Genomic DNA, 20,703 nt, shown 5'->3' on the forward strand with positions numbered 1-20,703 from the left:
CTTCTTTTTTATTACTTTTTTAAGTAAGGAACATCACTTTGCAATCTGTTGCAAACAATACATTATCGATGTACCATAATATCTAATTTAAATTTCATCGTCCAGGAAATGGCATTTCTACCATTCAACTGCGCCCAGCCTGTAATTCCGGAGCGTATATTGTGTCTTTGTTTTTGAGATTCATTATATAAAGAAAGAGATAGCGTTGTAATACGTATTAATTTAGCTTTCAAACTCTGTAAGTATTTTATTTATCTTTTCTATTATATTTGAAATCGATTAATAAATTTCCTTTATATCTTTTGTGTATTTTTTTATTTTTTGATGACAAAGCATCATGTATCAAATAACAGCATCTATAATTCCTAATTTTGGGAATTTTTAAGATATTACATCAGATGTTACCAAGCAGTTTCAAAATCTCACCAAATTCGTATAGAATTTGGTTCTGAAATCAATGCTGTTTCAATAATCTCAAAGAGATCAATAATTTTCCGTTCTTTCTTTGTGTGTGTTTTGTAGTAGTAATTCCTACCTTAATTCATAAATCATAATTATTGAAACTAATTATTGATTACACATCTATCATATTTTAGTTTTCAAATCTTACAAGAAAGCTTCTTATACTTTATAATTTATATGGAAATTTATAATGTTAGCCATCTCGCTTATTATAATCTCCACATCTGTTGCATCAAAAATCTTACCATTTTCGCTTTTTTGTAAATAAATTTTGTTTATTTCTAATCAAAATTACATTATTAATATTAATAATTTACAATAAATAAATTATAAATCCGAATTAATTATTAATAATGCTTTATCTTTGATTATTGAATCATTAGCAATTCTGCTAACATGTTATCGTTTTGTTAATGATTTGATTCTATAATTAGCCTCAACTGACATATATCGCAAAAATTGTAGCCAACATTCATCAACTTGAATCCCATAATGTGCTATATACATATTCTATCTGAATTAATTATTTCCTTTGAAAGCCTCTACCGTAGCCTGTTGTGCTTGGTTGATGCCTTCTTTTTTTATTACTTTTTTTAAAGTAAGAAACATTACCTTACAATCTGTTGTAAACGATACATTATCTATGTACCATATATCTAATTCAAATTTCATCGTCCAGGAAATAGCATTTCTACCATTCACCTGTGCCCAGCCTGTAATTCCGGGGCGTATATTGTGTCTTCGTTTTTGAGATTCATTATATAAAGAAAGGTATTGTGGCAACAAAGGTCTCGGACCTATAAGCGACATGTCTCCTTTCAACACATTGATCAATTGTGGAAGCTCATCCAGAGAAGTCTGACGTATAAAACTTCCAATTGGTGTTAAGCGTTCCGAATCAGGCAGATAATTGCCTTGATTATCTTTTCTATCATTCATTGTCTTAAACTTGATGATATTGAATATCTTCTCATTTAAGCCGGGTCGTTTTTGGAAGAAAAAAGGTTTACCATCGTTCGCAAAATATAACCCAATCACTACGATGATAAATACAGGCGATAATATGACTAATCCCAAGAACGCAACAAAAAAATCAAAAGCTCTCTTCAAGTATTTTCTGTATAGCATATTCTATATAATTAGCCTTTATTAAGATTATCTGAAACACTTTCAATCACTTGTACAAATTGTTTGCATAAAATAGATTTATCATATACTGTCTCTGCCAACATTCTTGAATTGATACTCATTTCCGCTGAAATATCTGGATTACTCTGTAAAAACAAGATCTTGTCTGCAAGTTCCTGTGGATTTTTCGGATTCACATAATATCCACAACGATAGTCTTCAGCAATTGCTTTCGTCCATCCTGCTGAATTAACGATAATAGGCTTACCTGCCGAAAGAGAATCAAAAAGTTTATTTGGTGAATTGGTATAAAGGATCGGAAGATCTAAGAAAGAGATCAGAGAAACATCAGAAAAATTGACAATTTCTGAGACATCTTTCATGGGGAACTTTCCTAAAAATTTAACGTTCTCTAAATTATGTTTTTGTACTTCCTCTATTAATTCTTGTTCCGTAGAACCTCCACCAACAAATAAAAACTCTATATCTTTACTTTCTCGTAATAACTGTGCTGATTCAATAATAGTGTAAGCACCGTTAGCTAAGCCCAACGAGCCAAAATGTACTACTTTAAAAGAATCTTTTTGAAGACCCAGTTTCTCCATGAGAAGATTATTTTTCTCTCTGGGCCAAAATTCATCCATCTTTGCCATATTGGGAATCATGGACGTCTTATCGATAGGAAGATATTGAAGAACTCCATCTTGCATTCCCGGTGACAAAGCAATGACATGGGATGCATTTTTATAGATTAGCTTTTCGAGCGAACGGGTCGCTTTAATCATCCACTTATTCTTAATGGCACCCATCTGAATAGGAACTTCCGGCCAGAGATCTCTTACTTCAAAAACAAAAGGTTTTTTCTTTAACCATTTTAAGACAAGTGCAGGAACACCAATGGTTAGCGGTGTAGAAGTTGCAATCACTAAATCAATATTCTTTTGCATCAGGCCGATTTTCGAAGACTTATACATGAATTTCACGAAAGCTTTCAGCCTTCTCGTAATGCTCATATTCTGGTCATATTCTTCTTTAAGATAAATTACTTCAATTCCATCTACACTGATTTCTTTGATTTCTTCTGCAAATTTAGCTGATGAAGTAAGCATCGTGACTTTATGTCCGTTTTTTATCAGCTCTTGGGCAAGCCAATACGACCTGGTTCCACCTGGTTCCTGAGGAGTAAGAAAATATTGATGAATGTATAGGATATTCATTGTATGCTGTCTAATATTTTTTTTGCTGCTGATGGCTCTTCTAACCAAAATTTTGATTCTACTAATTTTTTAAAGGTTTCAGGGTTTAATCTTTCTTTATAAACTTTCGCAGGATTACCAAAAACTATTGAATTGGGAGGAACATCTTTATTTACAAATGACATAGCTCCAATTACTGAACCGTCTCCGATTGTTACTCCTTGTTTTATAATAGCACCTGCTGCAATCCATACATCATATCCAATCTTTGTTCGTTTATCAGAGATGCATTGCTCACTTAAGAAAGTTGAAGTAGAATTCCACCAATATGAATGTTCCATTCCTCCAATCTGTACAGCAGAAGCAATTGAACAATAGTTTCCAATATCTACATTATTCATTACAGTATTACAGGCTATGTAACAATATTTACCGATGTGACTTCCCGAAATTTTATTATTATCAGAAATCCTCGTAGTACGGTGAATCTCATTTTTTTTAATGATGTTGAGTGGCAGTCTTACCAGATATAATAACAAAAAATAGTATTTCTTAATTCTTTTCATTGTAAATCTTTAAGTACTTAATTGCAATATTAGACCATCTATATTCTTCAAAATCAATATTATTTATCAAAGGGTATTCGTTCTTACAAAGCTCTTCTAATTGAAGAACTATATTATTTATTTTTTTGAATCGACAGCCTGACCAAAGTTAAATGCAAATGCTTGATCCACACCTTGGTTCTTTGTATATAACAATGGTAAACCCTGAGATAAAGCCTCCATATAAACCAAACCAAAAGTTTCAGTATGAGATATCATTGTAAAAAAATCATTTGCCGAATAATGGTTCTTCAACTCTTCTTTATTGAAAATCTGTCCATGATATTGTATCCAATCTTGGTTAGCTATTTTCTTGAGAACAGAGTCATGTCTGTTGCCTGTGCCTCCAATAAGATTAAGCCTTATCGGTTTTTTACTTGAGATCTTAAATCTTTTGAGAGCGTTAATTAATAATTCTACATTTTTATTACTATCAAATCTTCCGATAAATAGAAAATTAAAAGAATCTTCATTTCTTTTTTTAATTTCTGTACATTATCAAGCCAAAAGTCATCGATACCATTATTAATAACCGTACTTTTATTTTCAATGACTTTCTTAATATTTTTTAATGTTGAGAGATTATTAAAAAAAGTCCTGTTAGAATCACTTATAAAAATAATTTTTTGAGCGTTTAGCAGTATTTTTTTCCTAAACCTATTAAATTTTTTCTATACTTAAAATATAAATTCAGATCTGTATTTCTCACTGCAACTATATAAGGAATTCCATAATCCTTAAACAATCGATATGCTATTGCCCCGTCGCTAAATAGCGTTGTGGCATGTGTCAGAGTAATTTGTTTACAATCAATTTTACTAATTAAGCTTTTATATAAAAAATTTATTTTTTCATTGAAAAAAATTTTATGATATTTTTTTAGTCTGTCAGAATAAATATATTCAGAATCAGCTTGAGTAAAAGAAAAGTGGTTGTTTCCAATTTGGCTTTCAATTCTTAATGGTGTAAATATTTTTTGTTTGATTCCTAATCTATCTAAATTAGAGTATAGCTCTTTATGTACTTTAGTTAAATTAAAATCGTTTGCAATATGGAGAATCATCTATTTCAAAATTTTTAATGTACTATCTAATTTCTGACTAATATTTACAGTTTCTTTAGCCGGTTCCCAATAAATTATTCCGCTAACTTTTTTATTTCCATATCTGTAATCTTTTATTAGTTTTAAATAAGTTGTATAAAGATTATCATTTAGAACACCTCCACCTGAAATTTTATTATATGGATGTATTTTATACCAGATAAACGGCAAAACTGGTTTATTTACTCTTGCAGCCAATTGAAAAGTAAGTTCCAAATTAGAATTAACATAATTTTTAAAATAATCATCTCCTTTTTCAAATCCTGAATACATTAAATACAAAGACGGTGTTAAGTAATCAACTACATCTAATAATGGTTTTAATTTGTCAAAGTCATTATAATTTTTTTGGAAATTATAATTAAAATTAAACGGCACGCCATATAATACTACTTTAGCATTGGGCCTAAGCTTTTTAGCGAGCAAAATCATTTCCACAAGTTTAGTAATATTTGATTGGTAACCTTGATCAGAACTTTCTTTTGTTTTGACATCTTGATAAACCTTATTTTCAATATCTAAAACAATAAGATCGGAGCTTTTTTTATCGGGAATGATAGTATTAATACCTGCCTCTAAAGATTTTAAGTCAATTATATTCTTCTTATTCTTATCAATATAAAACTGTCCAAAAAAATAATAATTTCGCACACAGTTTTTACATTGTATTTTATATCTTTTACTTTGTGTGAAAATTGTAAAATCCTGAGCTTCTATGTTACATGCGAATAGCAGGACTAATAGAATTATAAAATTTTTCATATTTAAAAGAAATTATTGTTAGAATTAGAAGATACCATAATAAATTATTAGAATATATATTGTTAGAAAACATACTAAATATAAAAAACTGGCATAAAATCATAGGAATCCATCCTGTGTAATGATTTTTCTGAATGACAAATTTTCCAGTCTTAAAAATTGTTGACAAAAATAATGCTACTAGTATCGATCCAACAAGGAAGCCGGTTGCCATAAAGCCTTCGATAAATAAATTATGAGGATAGGATCCCATATATGGTTTTGTTTGTATGACAAAACTTTTTCCAAAAAATGGGTAGTCCATAAATTCATTGAAAGCTACATTGAATAATTTTTCTCTTTCATTATCACTCTCAAAAGTTGATGATAATCTGGAAAGAAAATTACTTTTAAAAATACTTCCAAAAAATTCCATTATCTGAAAGAAAAATACTGTAATAAAAATTGCAGGTATACTTAAATAAAACAATCCTTTAGTTCCTTTTCTCATAACAAAGAAATAAATAGTAGATAATATTAAAGCAATGAAAGGACTTCTACTTGCTGAAACAAAGATAATTAGCGTACCCAGAATAATTCCGAAAATATATAATAAAGAAAATAATCCTTTCTTTTCTACTGATAGCTTGTAAATTGAAAGCAACGCCAACAAAGTACCATACTGTCCATAAACTAAAACTCCAATTTCAGCATCTCCTACATTACGACCAATAACATTACTGTTACTTCTCAAGACTAAAGAAATAAGCAATAGTACAAATACAATATAGTATATAGTATTTAGGATATTTTTGAAATTTAATTTTTTATAATCAATTACGATTAATGCCAAACAAGGTATAAGAACGACGCCGAAAGCAAATTGGGTATATTCTGAAAACGATTTATTAGGAGCTAATTTTACCGAATCTATATAAATATCTTTCAAGAGGAATAGAGAGTAAATAACCCAAAAAGCTATAAAAAGTTGATATTCTTTTAATACTCTATAATCAAATTTCTTAGAAAAGAGAGTGGTAATAAGTATTACAACACTTAATAATAACATTATGATACGATATAAGATATTAATACCCCCACCTTCAATTTTGAGTATAGAAGGAATAAAGCTTGATATTAAAAACCCAACTAAAGAAAAGATTACATAGAAATTATAAAACTTTTTTTCAACTTCCATTACTGACTTTATTTATTACTTTAATCCATTCTTTTTCCCATTTTCTTTCATTAAAAGAAACACTAACCGTTTCTTTTGCTTTTCCAGATATTCTTCTTAATGTTTCAGGATTGTCAATGAGATCGCTTATTCTATTAATAAAACTTTTACTATCAGGATTCATGATATATCCGTTATAATCATCAATGATAATATTAGTCATTCCACCTACGTTCGATACTACAGGAACTGCTCCGGCAGCCATACCTTCTAACAATGAAAAAGAAGTACCCTCGCTTCCATAAGTAGGAACCAAAGTGATATGATGCTCGAGATTGAATTTTTCTGCTTCTCCTATTCCATATTTTGTTATTGTTACATTTGAAAAGCTTCCTAACTCGTCATTTAGTTTATTTTTTAATGGTCCGTCTCCACATATTGTAAATTCTACATTTTGGTATCTGGAACTGATCTCTTTTACGATATCTATCAGGATAAATACTCCTCTCATCATTTCAAATCTTCTCGCAAACAGAATTCTAATTTTATCATTCGATTTATGATTAATACTTAATTCTTTAGAAGGATTAGCGTAGTTCGGAATAACAACTGTATTTTCAGAATAATTGCGTGGTAATATTGTTCTGATCCAATTGACAAAATTATAATCAACACATACTACGTTTTTACATACCAAAAAGTCTCGGGCATTTTTATAACATTGCATCCATTTGTAAAAAGTTCCGATAAGATTATTTTTTAAAAATGACGGGAATGCATTATAGGAGATGTAATCAAAGGAAATCCCATGTTGTATTGATATAGTTTTAGAATAACCTTTTAATTTAAATGCAATTTTATCGGTTCCGAAAATTACTATATCATTATAAGAAATTTCATTTTTAACCTGTTCAAAGACTTGCTTTGTTTGTTCTTTTAAAGATTTTTTAAGATCATTTTTTTTTCCTATAATTTCAATATTATTATAGCTGGATGCAAAGTTCTGATCAGCCCCCTGATAGATTCTCACTTCATAACCTGCATTTTTTAAAGCTGTTCCTAGCCCAATTAGATAATTTTGAATTCCGCCCACAGTAATATGATCACCCAAACGATCCATTACTGCCAAATAAAAAATATGTATTCTCATCGTCTCTAATTTCTATTATAACTGATTATAATATTTCTTTAATTCTATAAACATTTGATCTGATAAATCTTTGAATTCTATCATCTTTTCAGTAACAGATTTTTTCCTTTCATTATAATTTTCACTAATAAGATTAATCTTTGAATAAAGATCTTCCAGATCAAATGGTTTTTCCCAACAATAAGAACTCTGATTGTAAGTTTCAGCAATAAATTTTAATTTTTGCTCTACTTCAATGGTAATAAAGGGAGTCTGTAGCAATGAGGCAAAAATAGCTCCATGAAAACGTGCTGTAATAAAGATATCAAATTCTGAAATTTTTTCTAAAAAAGAATCAAATGTGTCTTTTTCAGGATTCCATACGATCATATCTAGATCATCTTTTTTACCATACCAATAAGGGTCAGATTGTGTATCAAACAAAATATAAGTAACCAAATAGCCTTCATTCTTTAGTTTTTCTGATGCTTTCAGAAGTTTTTCGTAATATTCTCCGCCACCATTGGCGTAATTCCAATCACGAACTATAATACCTATTTTTTTTATTCCATCCGAATTATTAGTGTAGGTTTCTAAAAATTTACTTTTAAATGAGTAACAGATATCAGGAGATAAAATAGGATTTTTAACTCCCCATTCTTTTGCTTTATTCATCGCAAAAGCATCTCTCACACCAATGAATTTAGATTTGGAGAAAAGATCCGCCGTCTGTTTTTCTACTGATGAATTTTCAACATCAAAAGGCCCTACACCTACACCTACCAATGCGATGTTTTGAGCATAATTGCTTATCTGAAATTTATTCTCAATAAAGTTTTTTTTAAGAATCCTTTTATTAATATAGCTTTTAATATACTTCGGATTTAATATCTTATTAATTAATCCTTTATTAATTTTATTTTTTTTAAAATGGTAAAATTGTGTTCCGCCACCATATACTAATAATTTTGAATAAATTGGTTCTTTGAGCTTGTGGTAGTCAACCACCTTAATTCCAGGTAAAATCTTATTGATATAGGAAGCTGACTGGCACAGCAATATTATTTCTTGAGAAACTTCCTGAAATTCTGTAGTTATAGTGTACATTAAGGCATCATCTCCAAAATTGCCAAATCCATAACCACCTCTGATAACTATATTAATTTCCATTTTTTAATTTTAAATATATATTATCCTTTTCTTTATTCTTGAGGTAATCGTCAATGTTTGGTCTTTCTTTGATTACTTTTGCCGGATTTCCGCCTGCTATGGAAAATTTAGGAATATCTTTTACTACAACACTTCCTGCAGCAATAACCGAACCTTCCCCGATTGTTACTCCTGGCAGTATAATTACACTGTCCCCAATCCATACATTTTCTTCAATCAAAACATTTTTGATAAGTAATTCTTTATCATAAGGTATTGCCTGAATATTATTGATATAATTATGACTAGCTGTATGAATAATTAATCTGGGGCCTATAATACTACCTCTTTTAATCACAATTTTACCAAAGCTTGAAAAAAAAGCATCAGGCCCTACATATACATAGTCTTCAATATTTATATTATTTATATCCGTAAACTTAAATCCTTTGGAAATTTTAGATTTTCCACTGATATTATTTTTACCTTTCAACCTATGTATTTTATAAATATGTATTTTTTTATCTACAAAATTTCTCAGTTTAAATAAAATTTCTCCTATCATTTTATATAAGATTTATACCATTTGTAAAAAGTTAATAAACTCATACTTAAAAAACTAAATATTATTAAAATCCTAAGTAATATATTATCAATATATCTAAACGTTAAACAGGATAGTATGACAATAATAACCAGAAAAAAATGTTCTTTGGATATGATCAGTTTTTTACTAATAAGTCCTTTTTTAAGGTAAAAAGGAATAAATATAATTGTATTTAAAAAATATCCTATCAAAAAGCCTAATGCTCTTCCAATAGCTCCGTAATCAATCAGTAGATAGCAAGCAATAATTGTAATTACTGCCCATGTCATATTTGAAAATACACTGAACCACATAAAATTGCCTGCAGCAAAGTTTCTGGCAATACCTTGTCTCTGAGCAATAATTATAGTGGAAATTGAGACTAAGATCAAAGTAAAGTACATTTCACCATTCTGATATTTCCCACCATACAAACTAGAAAATATATCAGGTAAAATGAGAATAGGTAAAAAAAGTAAAATTCCTATAACATAAGATTGATTTATATTAAAAAAATCAAATTTCTTATTATCTTTTCCGAAATTTTTCATAGCAAGAGGATAGGTCACCTGACCAATGACTCCCAATAGCAAAGTAGCAACCTGTGAAAAATTAAAAGTGGCATTATAGATTCCCAACTGATAATAACCATTTATATGGTTTTTAATCAGCATAGAATTACATATAAGTACTACAGGGCTCAGCATCATACTACTAATGAAAGAAGGTAAGGTAAAGTTATATACGGTTTCTAGATGTTTTTGTAAATCTTTTACCGTAAATTTTATCTGTTTTTTATCTAATTCTTTTTGTAGCAAAACTGCAGAACAAAGCCAAATGGAAAAATTAATGATCACCAGAGCAATTATAACTCCATAGACACCAAATTTATAGGCTGCAAATAAGATTAATGGTAAAGAAAGTATGCCATTCACCATATTAACATATGATATACTTTTAAAATTCTCAAGACCTGCTAAAGCTCCAGTCTGAAGTCCATTTAATGAAGAAAAGAAAATAGCAAACGCACAAAGAAAAACTTCTTTTGACATTTTTTGATTTCCAACAATATACCCACTTACCTGTTTATTGAAAATCAGTGATAAAATAAGTATTAAAACGGCCAACAAGAACACGGATATCCTAGTTAAAGAATAAATTTCACTAGCTTTCTTTTTATCTGTATCAGCATATAAAGCAAGATATTTTGTTGCCGTAATTCCAAAACTTGCCAAACTTATTGTTGTAAATGTATTAATATAAGATTGAAGTAATCCTAATCTACCATAATCATCGACAGTTAAAATTCTTGCAACAAGAAAAAGAGATATGAAAACAAAACCTTTAGAAATCAATGTTCCTAAAAAAGACCAAAAAACCCCTTTTATTATTTTCTGTTGGTTTCCTGATCCTAAAACCTTCTTATATAAAGCTTTTATATTCAATTTGTAGTACTTCTTAGTAATATAAACTCTGCGATCCGCTGACAGGCATGTCCGTCTCCGTATGGATTATGAAGCTCACTCATCGATTGATAGCGTTTTGTATCATTTAATAAGCTCTGTGTTTCGGATACAATTTTATCTTTATCTGTTCCAACTAAAATTACGGTTCCTGCTTCTACAGCTTCGGGACGTTCGGTAGTATCTCTCATCACTAAAACAGGTTTTCCTAAGCTTGGAGCTTCTTCCTGTACACCACCTGAGTCGGTGATAATCATATAAGACTGGCTCATTAACCATACAAAAGCAGGATAAGCTAAAGGATTAATTAGTTTTACATTATCAATTCCTGATAAAATTTCATAAACAGGTTTTTTTACATTAGGGTTCAGATGTACAGGATAGATAATCATTACATCAGAATTTGAAATAGCAATTTCTTTCAATGCTTCACAGATATTGATAAAACCTTGACCGTGGTTTTCACGACGATGCCCAGTTACCAAAATCAGTTTTTTAGAAGTATCTACAATTGTTTTCAAATGATCTATTTCCTGATTTGAAATTATATTTACACGATCAGAACTATCTAATAGAGCATCAATTACAGTATTTCCAGTTACTAAAATGTCTTCCTCTTTTACATTTTCCGACAGCAAATTTTCTTTGGATTGGGAAGTCGGTGCAAAATGATAGTCTGCGATTCGACCTGCTACTTGACGGTTAATTTCTTCAGGGAACGGAGATCTTTTATCATGAGTTCTTAAACCTGCTTCTACATGACATACTTTTGCTCCAGAATAGAAGGAGGCGATGCTTGCAGCCATTGTAGTTGTAGTGTCTCCGTGAACGTAAACATAATCAGGCTGAAATTCTTCTAAAATTGGTTTTAATCTCATGATAATATCAGCTGTTAATGAATACAGATTCTGATTAGGTTTCATTAAGTTTAAATCATAATCTGGCTCTATATCAAAAAAATCGAGCACTTGATCCAGCATTTCTCTATGTTGCGCTGTTACACAGACTTTTGTTTCAAAGTGTTCATACTTTAAAAATTCCTTTACCAATGGAGCCATTTTAATAGCTTCTGGTCTTGTTCCAAATATGATCAAATTTTTTTTCTTCATATCTTAATTAAGAAAACCTTTTTTAACAATATATTTTCAAAAGATGCTATACCTCCTGTATTTAATGAAATTTTATTTTTGAACATACTATATTCTATCATTTATACTACTTTTAAATCATTTACTCTAAATATGTGCATTTCTCTCTCAAATCCATAAATTTCATTCAATACATAGGATTTAAAACTTAGAATAAAACTTTTAAAAACCTTTCTAATCATTACCAAATAAATCCCTTGTATACACTTTATCTTGTACATCTGATAATTCGGGAGCATTACGATTAGAGATGATTACATCACATTCTAATTTAAACTTTTCCAAATCTCTGACAACTTTTGACCCATAAAAAGTTTCCTCTTCCAAAACAGGTTCATACACTTCAACTTCAATACCTTTTGCCTTGATTCGTTTCATGACTCCTTGTATCGCTGAAGCCCTAAAATTATCAGAACCTGATTTCATAATCAATCGATAAACACCCACCTTTTTAGGTTTTTTTCTAAAATAGACTCCGCTATAAAATCTTTACGTGTGCGGTTTGCATCTACAATGGCCTGAATTATATTATTGGGGACGGCATCATAATTAGCCAATAATTGTTTTGTGTCTTTAGGTAAACAATACCCGCCATATCCAAAAGAAGGATTATTATAATGAGATCCGATACGAGGATCCAGACCTACGCCTTCGATAATTTGTTTGCTGTCTAAATGATGAATCTGTGCATAACTGTCCAACTCATTAAAATAAGCAACACGTAAAGCTAAATAAGTATTTGAAAATAACTTAATTGCTTCTGCTTCTGTAGGATTGGTAAATAAGATCAAAATATCATCTTTTATTGCTCCTTCTTTCAACAAATCAACAAACACTTTAGCTCTTTCACTTTGCTCACCAATAATAATTCGAGAAGGATATAAATTGTCATACAACGCTTTACCTTCTCTTAAAAATTCAGGAGAGAAAATAATATTATCAAATTCTAATCTCTTTTTTAAGTCTTCCGTGAAACCAACAGGCACTGTAGACTTAATGATGATTATAGCACTAGGATTATGTTGCTTAACATCTTTTACAACAGACTCTACACTATTTGTATTAAAATAGTTAGTTTTAGTATCATAATCAGTTGGTGTTGCAACGATCACAAAATCTGCATTTTCAAAAGCATCTTTAACATCCAAAGTTGCTCTGAAATTAAGATCTTTGTTTGTCAAAAAATCTATTATTTCACTATCCTCAATAGGTGATATTTTTGCATTAAGCATATCAATCTTTTCTGCAACTATATCTACTGCCACAACTTCGTTGTTTTGTGCTAATAGAACAGCATTCGATAAGCCTACATAACCTGTGCCTACGACGGCAATTTTCATTTGTCTATTCATGCTTCTACAGGCGGTTATCACATTCTTCCAAAATTCCTTTTACATCATACACAACCCCCCATCTTTCAATAATAGCTTTAAATCTAAATCTAAAAACTCTTGATGAGCTACAGTAAGAACGATTGCGTCAAATTTATCTTTGATCTCATCTAGAGAATTGATTGACCGAAATCCATATTCATGCTTTACTTCATCAGGATTTGCCCAGGGATCAAATGTGGTCACTTCAAAATCAAAATCTTCTAAGCTTTTAATGACGTCAGCAGCTTTTGTATTCCTTACATCAGGACAATTCTCTTTGAAAGTGATGCCGAGATTAAGAATTTTTGCTCCATAAATATTGACTCCTTTTTTGATCATTGTTCTTACGACCTGAGACGCTACAAAAGATCCCATAGAATCGTTCAGCCTTCTTGCCGTCAAAATTAGTTCGGAATAATAACCAACATCCTGAGCTTTCTGTGCTAAATAAAATGGATCTACCCCAATACAATGCCCGCCGACTAATCCGGGTTTGAATGGTAAAAAATTCCACTTAGTACCGGCAGCTTCAAGAACTGCATGGGTATCAATATCCAAAAGATTAAATATTTTTGCTAACTCGTTGACAAATGCTATATTGATATCACGTTGGGAATTTTCAATCACTTTGGATGCTTCTGCTACCTTGATCGTTGGAGCTAAATGCGTCCCCGCTGTAATAATTGACTTGTATAATTCATCGACATACGTACCGATTTCAGGAGTAGAACCTGACGTTACTTTTAAGATCTTATCTACCGTACGTGTTTTATCGCCTGGATTGATTCTCTCAGGAGAGTATCCTGCGAAAAAGTCGACATTAAATTTCAGGCCGGAAACTTTTTCCAGAACAGGGATACATTCTTCTTCAGTCACTCCGGGATAAACTGTAGACTCATAGATCACTACATCCCCATTTTTAAGTACCTTTCCAACGGTTTCTGACGCTCTGTATAAAGGCGTTAGGTCAGGGCGATTATGCTTATCAACAGGTGTAGGAACGGTAACGATATAAACATTTGCTTCTTTAATGTCTTCAGGATTGGAAGAACAAAACAATCCTTTCATATTTCCAAGAGTATCTGTAGAAACATTTGATGACCTTTCCAGATTTTCAGAATAACCGAACGGATTTTCTTTTATCAAAACAGCTTGGAGTATGTCATCTTCCACTTCAAATGTAGAATCCTTTCCTGCATTAACCTCTTCAATTCGACGTTGGTTGATATCAAACCCTACAACAGAATATTTTGTAGCGAACAAACGAGCCAAAGGTAAACCTACGTACCCTAACCCAATGATGCTGATTTTAATTTCTTTATCCATTTTGGTATACAATATTGCTCATTATGCAATTACATAAATTATAAGCCTTACATTAATTATTTTTTGAAAATTTTGATCCACCATCTTTTTCCTTGATCTGTACTGTAGCCATAGCCGTAACCATAATTGTATCCATAACCGTAACCTCCTGCATTTTTAGAAACATCATTGATTACAAATGACACATTTTTAATTTTTGCTTCTTTCACCAAATTATTGGCAAAATCTACAAGCACATTTCTGGAAATACCAGATCTAACAACATACAATGTAGCATCTGCAACATCAGCAATACTGAGGGTATCTGAAACCAGCATTAAAGGTGCAGAATCAATGATTATATATTCATATTTAGAGGATAATTTCTCAATCAGATTCTGATATCGACCATTAGAAAGAAGCTCTTGTGGATTAGGAGGAATTGTACCTGCATAAATAACATCACAATATGAATTGGTGTCTGATGTATGAATAAGATTATCCACATCTACTGTATCATCATACAGATATTCTGTTAATCCTTTTCTCTTGACAGGCTCGCTGTCATATCGTTGAATCTGTGGATTTCTAACGTCAGAACCAATCAATAAACTTCTTCCGTTTTTGTTTCCCAGGGTCAAAGCTAGATTTACTGAAACGAGTGTTTTACCCTCACCTTTTACAGAAGATGTGACCATGATAACTTTTGCAGAATCTTTTGTAGGAAGTACAAATTTAAGATTAGACACGAGAATCCTGAAGGACTCGGCCAATTCTGAAAAATCATTCTGCTGTACCAAATGAATATCTTTCGATTTCAATGATGGTATATCTGCTAGTATACCTAGTGATGATTTAGCTTTGATATCATCTCGGTTATAAATCTTATCATCCCACATAGATAGTAAGTATATTACCACAATAGGGGAAAGTAAACCTAAGATTATTGCTGCTAAGAAAATTGCTTTTCTTTTTGGTGCAACCTCAGTGTCTTGAGTAAAGGCTGGATTTACAATCTTTGCTATGGGAACATTGATTGATAAATTAATTGCGTTTTCTTCTCGTTTCTGCAAAAGAAAAAGAAAAAGCTGCTCTTTCAGATTTTGCTGACGTTCTATCCCTCTGTATATTTTGGTTTGACCGGGAACTTTGTTCATCAACCCATTGCTCGAAGAAATTTCACCATTTAGCTTTGCAATAGATGTCTGCACGGACTGTTTCTGCTCACGAATATTATCTTGTACAATTTCTTTCAAGGAAGCAATTTCTCTATTCATTTCCACTACAGCAGGGTTTTCATTCGTTGCCTGCTTAAGTGTTTTATTCCTGATGATCAAAAGTTCGTTATACTTTGAAATAGCACCTTCCAATGAAGGACTGAGCCCTAAATTGGATGGCATCAGCTGATTGTTCTTATTTCCGGACGCTTCTGCTGTAAGTGAATTGAGCAGATCCAGCTGAGTTTGCTGCTGTAATAGCGCTTTCGTATTTTCACTGGTATTTTGGAGCGCTAACTGTGCCTGTGCCTGAAGATCAAAAATTCGGTTGCTGTTCTGAAAATTCTCCTTCTGATTTTCAACACCGGAAAGGTCGCGGGTAATAACCTCCAGCCTTTTATCAATAAAATCCTGAGTGTTCTTTGACTGCATATTTTTATCACGCAGACCATCCAGATTATACTGTTTGGTAACCTCATTAAGAATCGCTTCTGACTTTTCAGGAACCGCTCCTACAAGACTTATATTTATCAGCATTGCTTTTGGATCAGGAAGATCAACATTGATTTTCTGTTCTAATTTTTTAACCCTTTCGATCTCATTCCAAAACACGATAATATATTTCGATTTAAAAGGGATTGCATTATTTTTATTGAAAATAACGGTTCCGAAATCAAGTTTTACTGGTATGTTATACGTTCCTGTGATAGTTCCATATTTTTCATTCCAAAGAACAAATGTTGTATTGTCACTCTTTTTAATCAGATATTCTGAAGAAACAAATTTTTTAGCCGGTTTTTCATGGTAAGCAATAATTTTAGCAGTGACAGGTAAATTGGTAAACAATTCTGAATCTTTGATTTCACCACCGCTAAAATACTGGACATTCAGGTTCAAATTTTTAACAACCTCCTTCAGAATGGGCCTTGAGGTGATTACAGCCACTTCGCTTTTGAGTTCATCTGCAGTACCAAGACCTATTCCCAAATTATCAAGATCTGATAATGCAGAAGTAATATCTGACTGTTTCTTGTCGAATTTAAGAGTCGTAGTAGACTGATATTGAGGAACTGTGTATCTAATATAAAGATAAGCGGCTATTATAAAACATAGAACTGAAAAGCTGAACCAAGGCCATTTTCGAAGATATTTACCACTAATTTTTTTTAAATTTAAAGGCTCTTCCCCTTGATCATTAAATTGTATCTGCTGCATATTTATATTATCTTGTTAAAGCAATGATAAGAGTACCTGCGGTCAATAATGCACCAATGATCTGGAATGTCAACGCTCTGTTAGGATTTGAATTTGCTTGTACTTGTTTATTTTTGTCTGGTTGTATATAAAGCACATCGTTCTGCTTCATATAGTAATAGGGTGAACTTACTATATCTTCCCTTGACATATCTAGATTGATTACCAGTTCGGATCCGTCATCACCCGTGCGGATAATTTTTACATTTTTTCGGTCTCCAAAATCCGTCATATCGCCTGCAAGACTTAATGCCTGAAATACATTGAGCTTCTGCGATACACTCTGTTTCTGTCCTGGTATTTTAACTTCTCCGATAATGCTGACATTGAAGTTTTTCAAGGTTACGGTCACCAAAGGATCTAATAGATATCTTTTGAGACGCATCTCAATATCATCTTTGAGCTGTATTTGGGTCATCCCTTTCGCATGGATGTTTCCTAAAACAGGAAAATTAATATATCCATCATCATTGACCATATATTCACTGGGCTGTACATATTGATTAATTCCCGTTTGAGATTCACTTCCTACTTTATTGGCAGTATTAAGATTAAAAGGCTTAACAGCATTTTCATCTAGTGCTGAAACAAGAATCAAAAGTACATCCCCTTGTTGTATTTGGAGACCCAGAAATTTTGCCTGCACAACTTCCTGTTCCATATTATGTTGTGATGACATGTAAACCATATTCTGTTTTGGTTTACAGGATAATAAAGTAAATAACAGTACTATATACGTAATAATAGTTCTTTTCATATGATAATTATTCTAGCAAATTTAAACGCTCAAATTTTAAAGCAATCGTTTTTCTAAGCAATTTTCATTCCAATTGAGGGCATTAATGCTAATTTCTTCTATATTTTGGTGATTGGTATATTTAAACTGGCTAGCCTTTATGCTAGACTTCATGTTCAGGGATCTTATCTAAAATTTCAAATTCTGAATTATTACTTATAAATTCAGGTACTATAACCTTTAATAATTTAACGACCTGAAATCCATCTTTTTTTATAGTTGATCTTATAATTTGTTTGCATAAGAATTCTATATCGTCAAATTCCATTAACGGATCTTTTGATATCATGATTTTTTCATGATGTGTTGGGACAGTTGTCGAATGATTGGTTAATAGTTCCTCGTAAAGCTTTTCGCCAGGTCTTAAGCCGATGAAATCAATTTTTATATCAACATCCGGAGTATACCCTGATAATTTTATCATTTTTTTCGCTAAATCCAAAATTTTAATTGGTTTACCCATATCAAAAACATAGATCTCACCTCCCTCTCCCATTGTTCCGGCCTGAAGAACCAACTCACAAGCTTCTGGTATAGTCATAAAATAACGGATGATATCAGGATGAGTAATTGTAACAGGGCCTCCTTTCGCAATCTGCTTCCTGAAATGTGGTATCACCGAACCATTCGACCCTAAAACATTTCCAAAACGAGTTGTAATAAATTTTGTTTGATTCCCGTATGAATTCTGTAAAGACTGTACAAAAAGTTCCGCCGTTCTTTTCGAAGCCCCCATTACATTGGTAGGATTCACAGCTTTATCCGTAGAAACCATTACAAAACGGTTAACGATATATTTTTTTGATAATAGTGCTAAATTTCTTGTTCCTGCAACATTTACAAAAATAGCTTCATGTGGATTATCTTCTATTAAAGGTACATGTTTATATGCAGCAGCATGATAAACTATTGAAAAGTCATACTCTTCGAATAGTTTTTCAAGTCTGTAAACATTTGAAATATCAGCCAATATAAATTTGAATCTTTGATTTGGGAATTTCTCTAACAACTCAAGCTTCAGTTCATGCAAAGGAGACTCAGCCTGATCAACTACAACAATAATTGATGCGTTTAACAAAGCAACTTGTCTTACAATTTCACTTCCTATCGATCCAGCCCCGCCCGTTACTAAAACACTTTTATCAAAATGATAGTTTCCGACATTTTCTTTTTCAATTATTATAGGTGTACGCTCAAGTAAATCTTCAATCTGAATGGGACGAATATCTCCTATTATACTACCTTCATGAGTATTATTAATTACAGGTGCCTTTAACACCTTTAGCCCTTTACTTAATGCAAAATTCGTCCATTCTTCCATTTCAAAATTTAACATACACCCTTTTAAGAGCACTGCATCAAACTGTTTGCTTAAATTATTGATTTTAAGAAACTCCCTTTTATTATAAATCTTACACCCCAGTAAGATCGCTTTTTTAGAAGTAGATTCTGTATTAACAAATCCTTTTAATTGATAAGGATGCGTAGGATTATGAATAATAGCATTTCCTAAAGATACAGATTCACCCTCTATACCTACGACCACAATCCTTATTTTGGACGAAGCCTCTTTAGGAGCCATGAATATCTTAAACACTCGCTTGACCATCATTCTAAAGAAAAACATTAGAAAAACAGATATAAAAAAGAATAAAAAAAGTTCGTGGTACAAATCTAAAAAAATACCAAATATCAATTTTGATGTAAAATCTATCGCCAGCATTACAATCATAGTACAGCTTGACGACCATACAATCTTAAAAAAGTCAAAGAAAGTAGAATATCTTATAATGCCCGCATATGTTTTAAACACCAGCATAAATAAAATGTTTACAGCAATAGTTAGAAATATCTTTTGGCTCTGATATTCATTAAAATTTATCGCTACGCCCAGATTTTCTAAAAACAAATTTGAGACTAAGATTGAAAAAGAAACAATTGAAACGTCGATAAAAAAAACCAGCCACCTAGGCACATACCTTAACTCCTTGATTCTAAATACATTCTCCATACTACAAAAGGCTTATTAATACATTATTTTATGCAATAATAGATTTCTTATCAATTTTAGGCAAAGATAAATAATTATTATTAATTCATCCGCTTATTTTTTTATTTCCACACTATATGATTTTTTATGTAGGAAGTTATTGATGTGTTTTTATTACATTGAACTTAAAAAATCAAATTGACCTTTTATTTTGGTTGAATTTGATAAAAAGCTATTTCCTGCAAGATGCACAATCGTTAAACTGTCTATTGGTCGGGGTTTCCTTGAATTTTTCGTGACCTATTTTCCAATTTTTAAGATGGATTACTAAAAAGGTCATACAAATCGTGACCTTTTTCAATTTTTCATCACTGCGTAAAAACAAAAAACGCTGTAAACAATGATATTTACAGCATTTCAGCTTATTTTAGTCTCTCCACCAGCGGAGAGAGAAGAACTTGAACCTATAGTAAAAAAACACTATTAAATCTATTTTTTTTAACTGTAAAGTCATCATTGCCACGATCATGCTACAAATTTAGCTATTAAAAAATAACATATTATTTGCAAAAATAACAAGATTTAAAGCAGCTAATTCATTTGTAAAAATACAAAATCTTATTCATAAATAATTATTTTCAATATAATGACACATAAAATAATATTGTGATATAAATATGAGATTTAAGACCTAGCAGACTTTAATTTTTTAGGCCCAATAAAATTTGATGTATGAATAGTCGTTTAAAATCTAGATTATTTAATTTATCATGATAAGTACGGACGGGAATTCGAGCAATTTTAAAAACCTCATATTCTAAAGGTTTCAGCAGATTAATGTATTTTCGGTCTCGAATTCGTCCCTTAAAATTTATAAATATT

Annotated in this window: 17 protein-coding genes and 2 pseudogenes; all 19 read right to left on the reverse strand. The window is 31.3% G+C overall.

Features of this window, described 5'->3' with window-relative positions; all coding sequences use genetic code 11:
* Positions 1 to 22: 22 nt before the first annotated feature.
* Positions 23 to 197 (reverse strand): annotated as a pseudogene (locus tag EAG08_RS21220) (sugar transferase); the annotation flags it as partial.
* A 784-nt stretch (positions 198 to 981) separates the two neighbouring features.
* Positions 982 to 1,590: a sugar transferase gene (locus EAG08_RS00765; protein ID WP_129533812.1), complete on the reverse strand. Its 609-nt coding sequence runs from the start codon at positions 1,588 to 1,590 to the stop codon at positions 982 to 984.
* An 11-nt stretch (positions 1,591 to 1,601) separates the two neighbouring features.
* On the reverse strand, positions 1,602 to 2,807 hold the full coding sequence (locus EAG08_RS00770) for a glycosyltransferase family 4 protein (protein WP_129533813.1): 1,206 nt from the start codon (positions 2,805 to 2,807) through the stop codon (positions 1,602 to 1,604).
* Positions 2,804 to 3,352 (reverse strand): acyltransferase, encoded by a 549-nt coding sequence (locus EAG08_RS22850; RefSeq protein WP_129533814.1) that lies wholly within the window; start codon positions 3,350 to 3,352, stop codon positions 2,804 to 2,806. The genes EAG08_RS00770 and EAG08_RS22850 overlap by 4 nt, the downstream gene beginning before the upstream one ends.
* Before the next feature lie 117 nt (positions 3,353 to 3,469).
* Positions 3,470 to 3,877 carry a glycosyltransferase gene (locus tag EAG08_RS23025; protein ID WP_129537184.1) on the reverse strand — a complete coding sequence of 136 codons (408 nt, stop codon included), beginning with the start codon at positions 3,875 to 3,877 and terminating at the stop codon, positions 3,470 to 3,472.
* Positions 3,878 to 4,025: 148 nt separating this feature from the next.
* Entirely contained in the window at positions 4,026 to 4,454 is a 429-nt protein-coding gene (locus tag EAG08_RS00785) for a hypothetical protein (RefSeq protein WP_129533815.1), read from the reverse strand.
* Positions 4,455 to 5,255 carry a hypothetical protein gene (locus tag EAG08_RS00790; RefSeq protein ID WP_129533816.1) on the reverse strand — a complete coding sequence of 267 codons (801 nt, stop codon included), beginning with the start codon at positions 5,253 to 5,255 and terminating at the stop codon, positions 4,455 to 4,457.
* On the reverse strand, positions 5,212 to 6,432 hold the full coding sequence (locus EAG08_RS00795; RefSeq protein ID WP_129533817.1) for an O-antigen ligase family protein: 1,221 nt from the start codon (positions 6,430 to 6,432) through the stop codon (positions 5,212 to 5,214). The genes EAG08_RS00790 and EAG08_RS00795 overlap by 44 nt, the downstream gene beginning before the upstream one ends.
* Positions 6,422 to 7,561: a glycosyltransferase family 4 protein gene (locus EAG08_RS00800; RefSeq protein ID WP_129533818.1), complete on the reverse strand. Its 1,140-nt coding sequence runs from the start codon at positions 7,559 to 7,561 to the stop codon at positions 6,422 to 6,424. The genes EAG08_RS00795 and EAG08_RS00800 overlap by 11 nt, the downstream gene beginning before the upstream one ends.
* A 15-nt stretch (positions 7,562 to 7,576) precedes the next feature.
* Positions 7,577 to 8,710 (reverse strand): polysaccharide pyruvyl transferase family protein, encoded by a 1,134-nt coding sequence (locus tag EAG08_RS00805; protein WP_129533819.1) that lies wholly within the window; start codon positions 8,708 to 8,710, stop codon positions 7,577 to 7,579.
* Complete coding sequence (locus EAG08_RS22855; protein ID WP_129533820.1) at positions 8,700 to 9,254, reverse strand: acyltransferase; 555 nt, start codon at positions 9,252 to 9,254, stop codon at positions 8,700 to 8,702. Before EAG08_RS22855 ends, EAG08_RS00805 begins: the two co-directional genes overlap by 11 nt.
* Positions 9,251 to 10,720: an oligosaccharide flippase family protein gene (locus EAG08_RS00815; protein WP_164998500.1), complete on the reverse strand. Its 1,470-nt coding sequence runs from the start codon at positions 10,718 to 10,720 to the stop codon at positions 9,251 to 9,253. Before EAG08_RS00815 ends, EAG08_RS22855 begins: the two co-directional genes overlap by 4 nt.
* Entirely contained in the window at positions 10,717 to 11,847 is a 1,131-nt protein-coding gene (gene wecB, locus EAG08_RS00820; protein ID WP_129533822.1) for a non-hydrolyzing UDP-N-acetylglucosamine 2-epimerase, read from the reverse strand. Before wecB ends, EAG08_RS00815 begins: the two co-directional genes overlap by 4 nt.
* 213 nt (positions 11,848 to 12,060) lie before the next feature.
* Positions 12,061 to 12,312, reverse strand: a complete 252-nt coding sequence (locus EAG08_RS23030) for a UDP binding domain-containing protein (RefSeq protein WP_410493289.1) — start codon at positions 12,310 to 12,312, stop codon at positions 12,061 to 12,063.
* Between the two features lie 2 nt (positions 12,313 to 12,314).
* Complete coding sequence (locus tag EAG08_RS00825) at positions 12,315 to 13,226, reverse strand: nucleotide sugar dehydrogenase (protein ID WP_410493290.1); 912 nt, start codon at positions 13,224 to 13,226, stop codon at positions 12,315 to 12,317.
* A gap of 16 nt (positions 13,227 to 13,242) precedes the next feature.
* Positions 13,243 to 14,585: pseudogene (locus tag EAG08_RS00830) on the reverse strand (nucleotide sugar dehydrogenase).
* Between the two features lie 56 nt (positions 14,586 to 14,641).
* Complete coding sequence (locus EAG08_RS00835) at positions 14,642 to 16,996, reverse strand: GumC family protein (RefSeq protein ID WP_129533823.1); 2,355 nt, start codon at positions 16,994 to 16,996, stop codon at positions 14,642 to 14,644.
* Positions 16,997 to 17,003: 7 nt separating this feature from the next.
* Positions 17,004 to 17,714 (reverse strand): polysaccharide biosynthesis/export family protein, encoded by a 711-nt coding sequence (locus tag EAG08_RS00840; protein WP_228446698.1) that lies wholly within the window; start codon positions 17,712 to 17,714, stop codon positions 17,004 to 17,006.
* 220 nt (positions 17,715 to 17,934) lie between these two features.
* Entirely contained in the window at positions 17,935 to 19,842 is a 1,908-nt protein-coding gene (locus EAG08_RS00845; RefSeq protein ID WP_129533825.1) for a polysaccharide biosynthesis protein, read from the reverse strand.
* Positions 19,843 to 20,703 lie beyond the last annotated feature (861 nt).

Source organism: Chryseobacterium sp. 3008163, assembly GCF_003669035.1.
Taxonomy (GTDB): domain Bacteria; phylum Bacteroidota; class Bacteroidia; order Flavobacteriales; family Weeksellaceae; genus Chryseobacterium.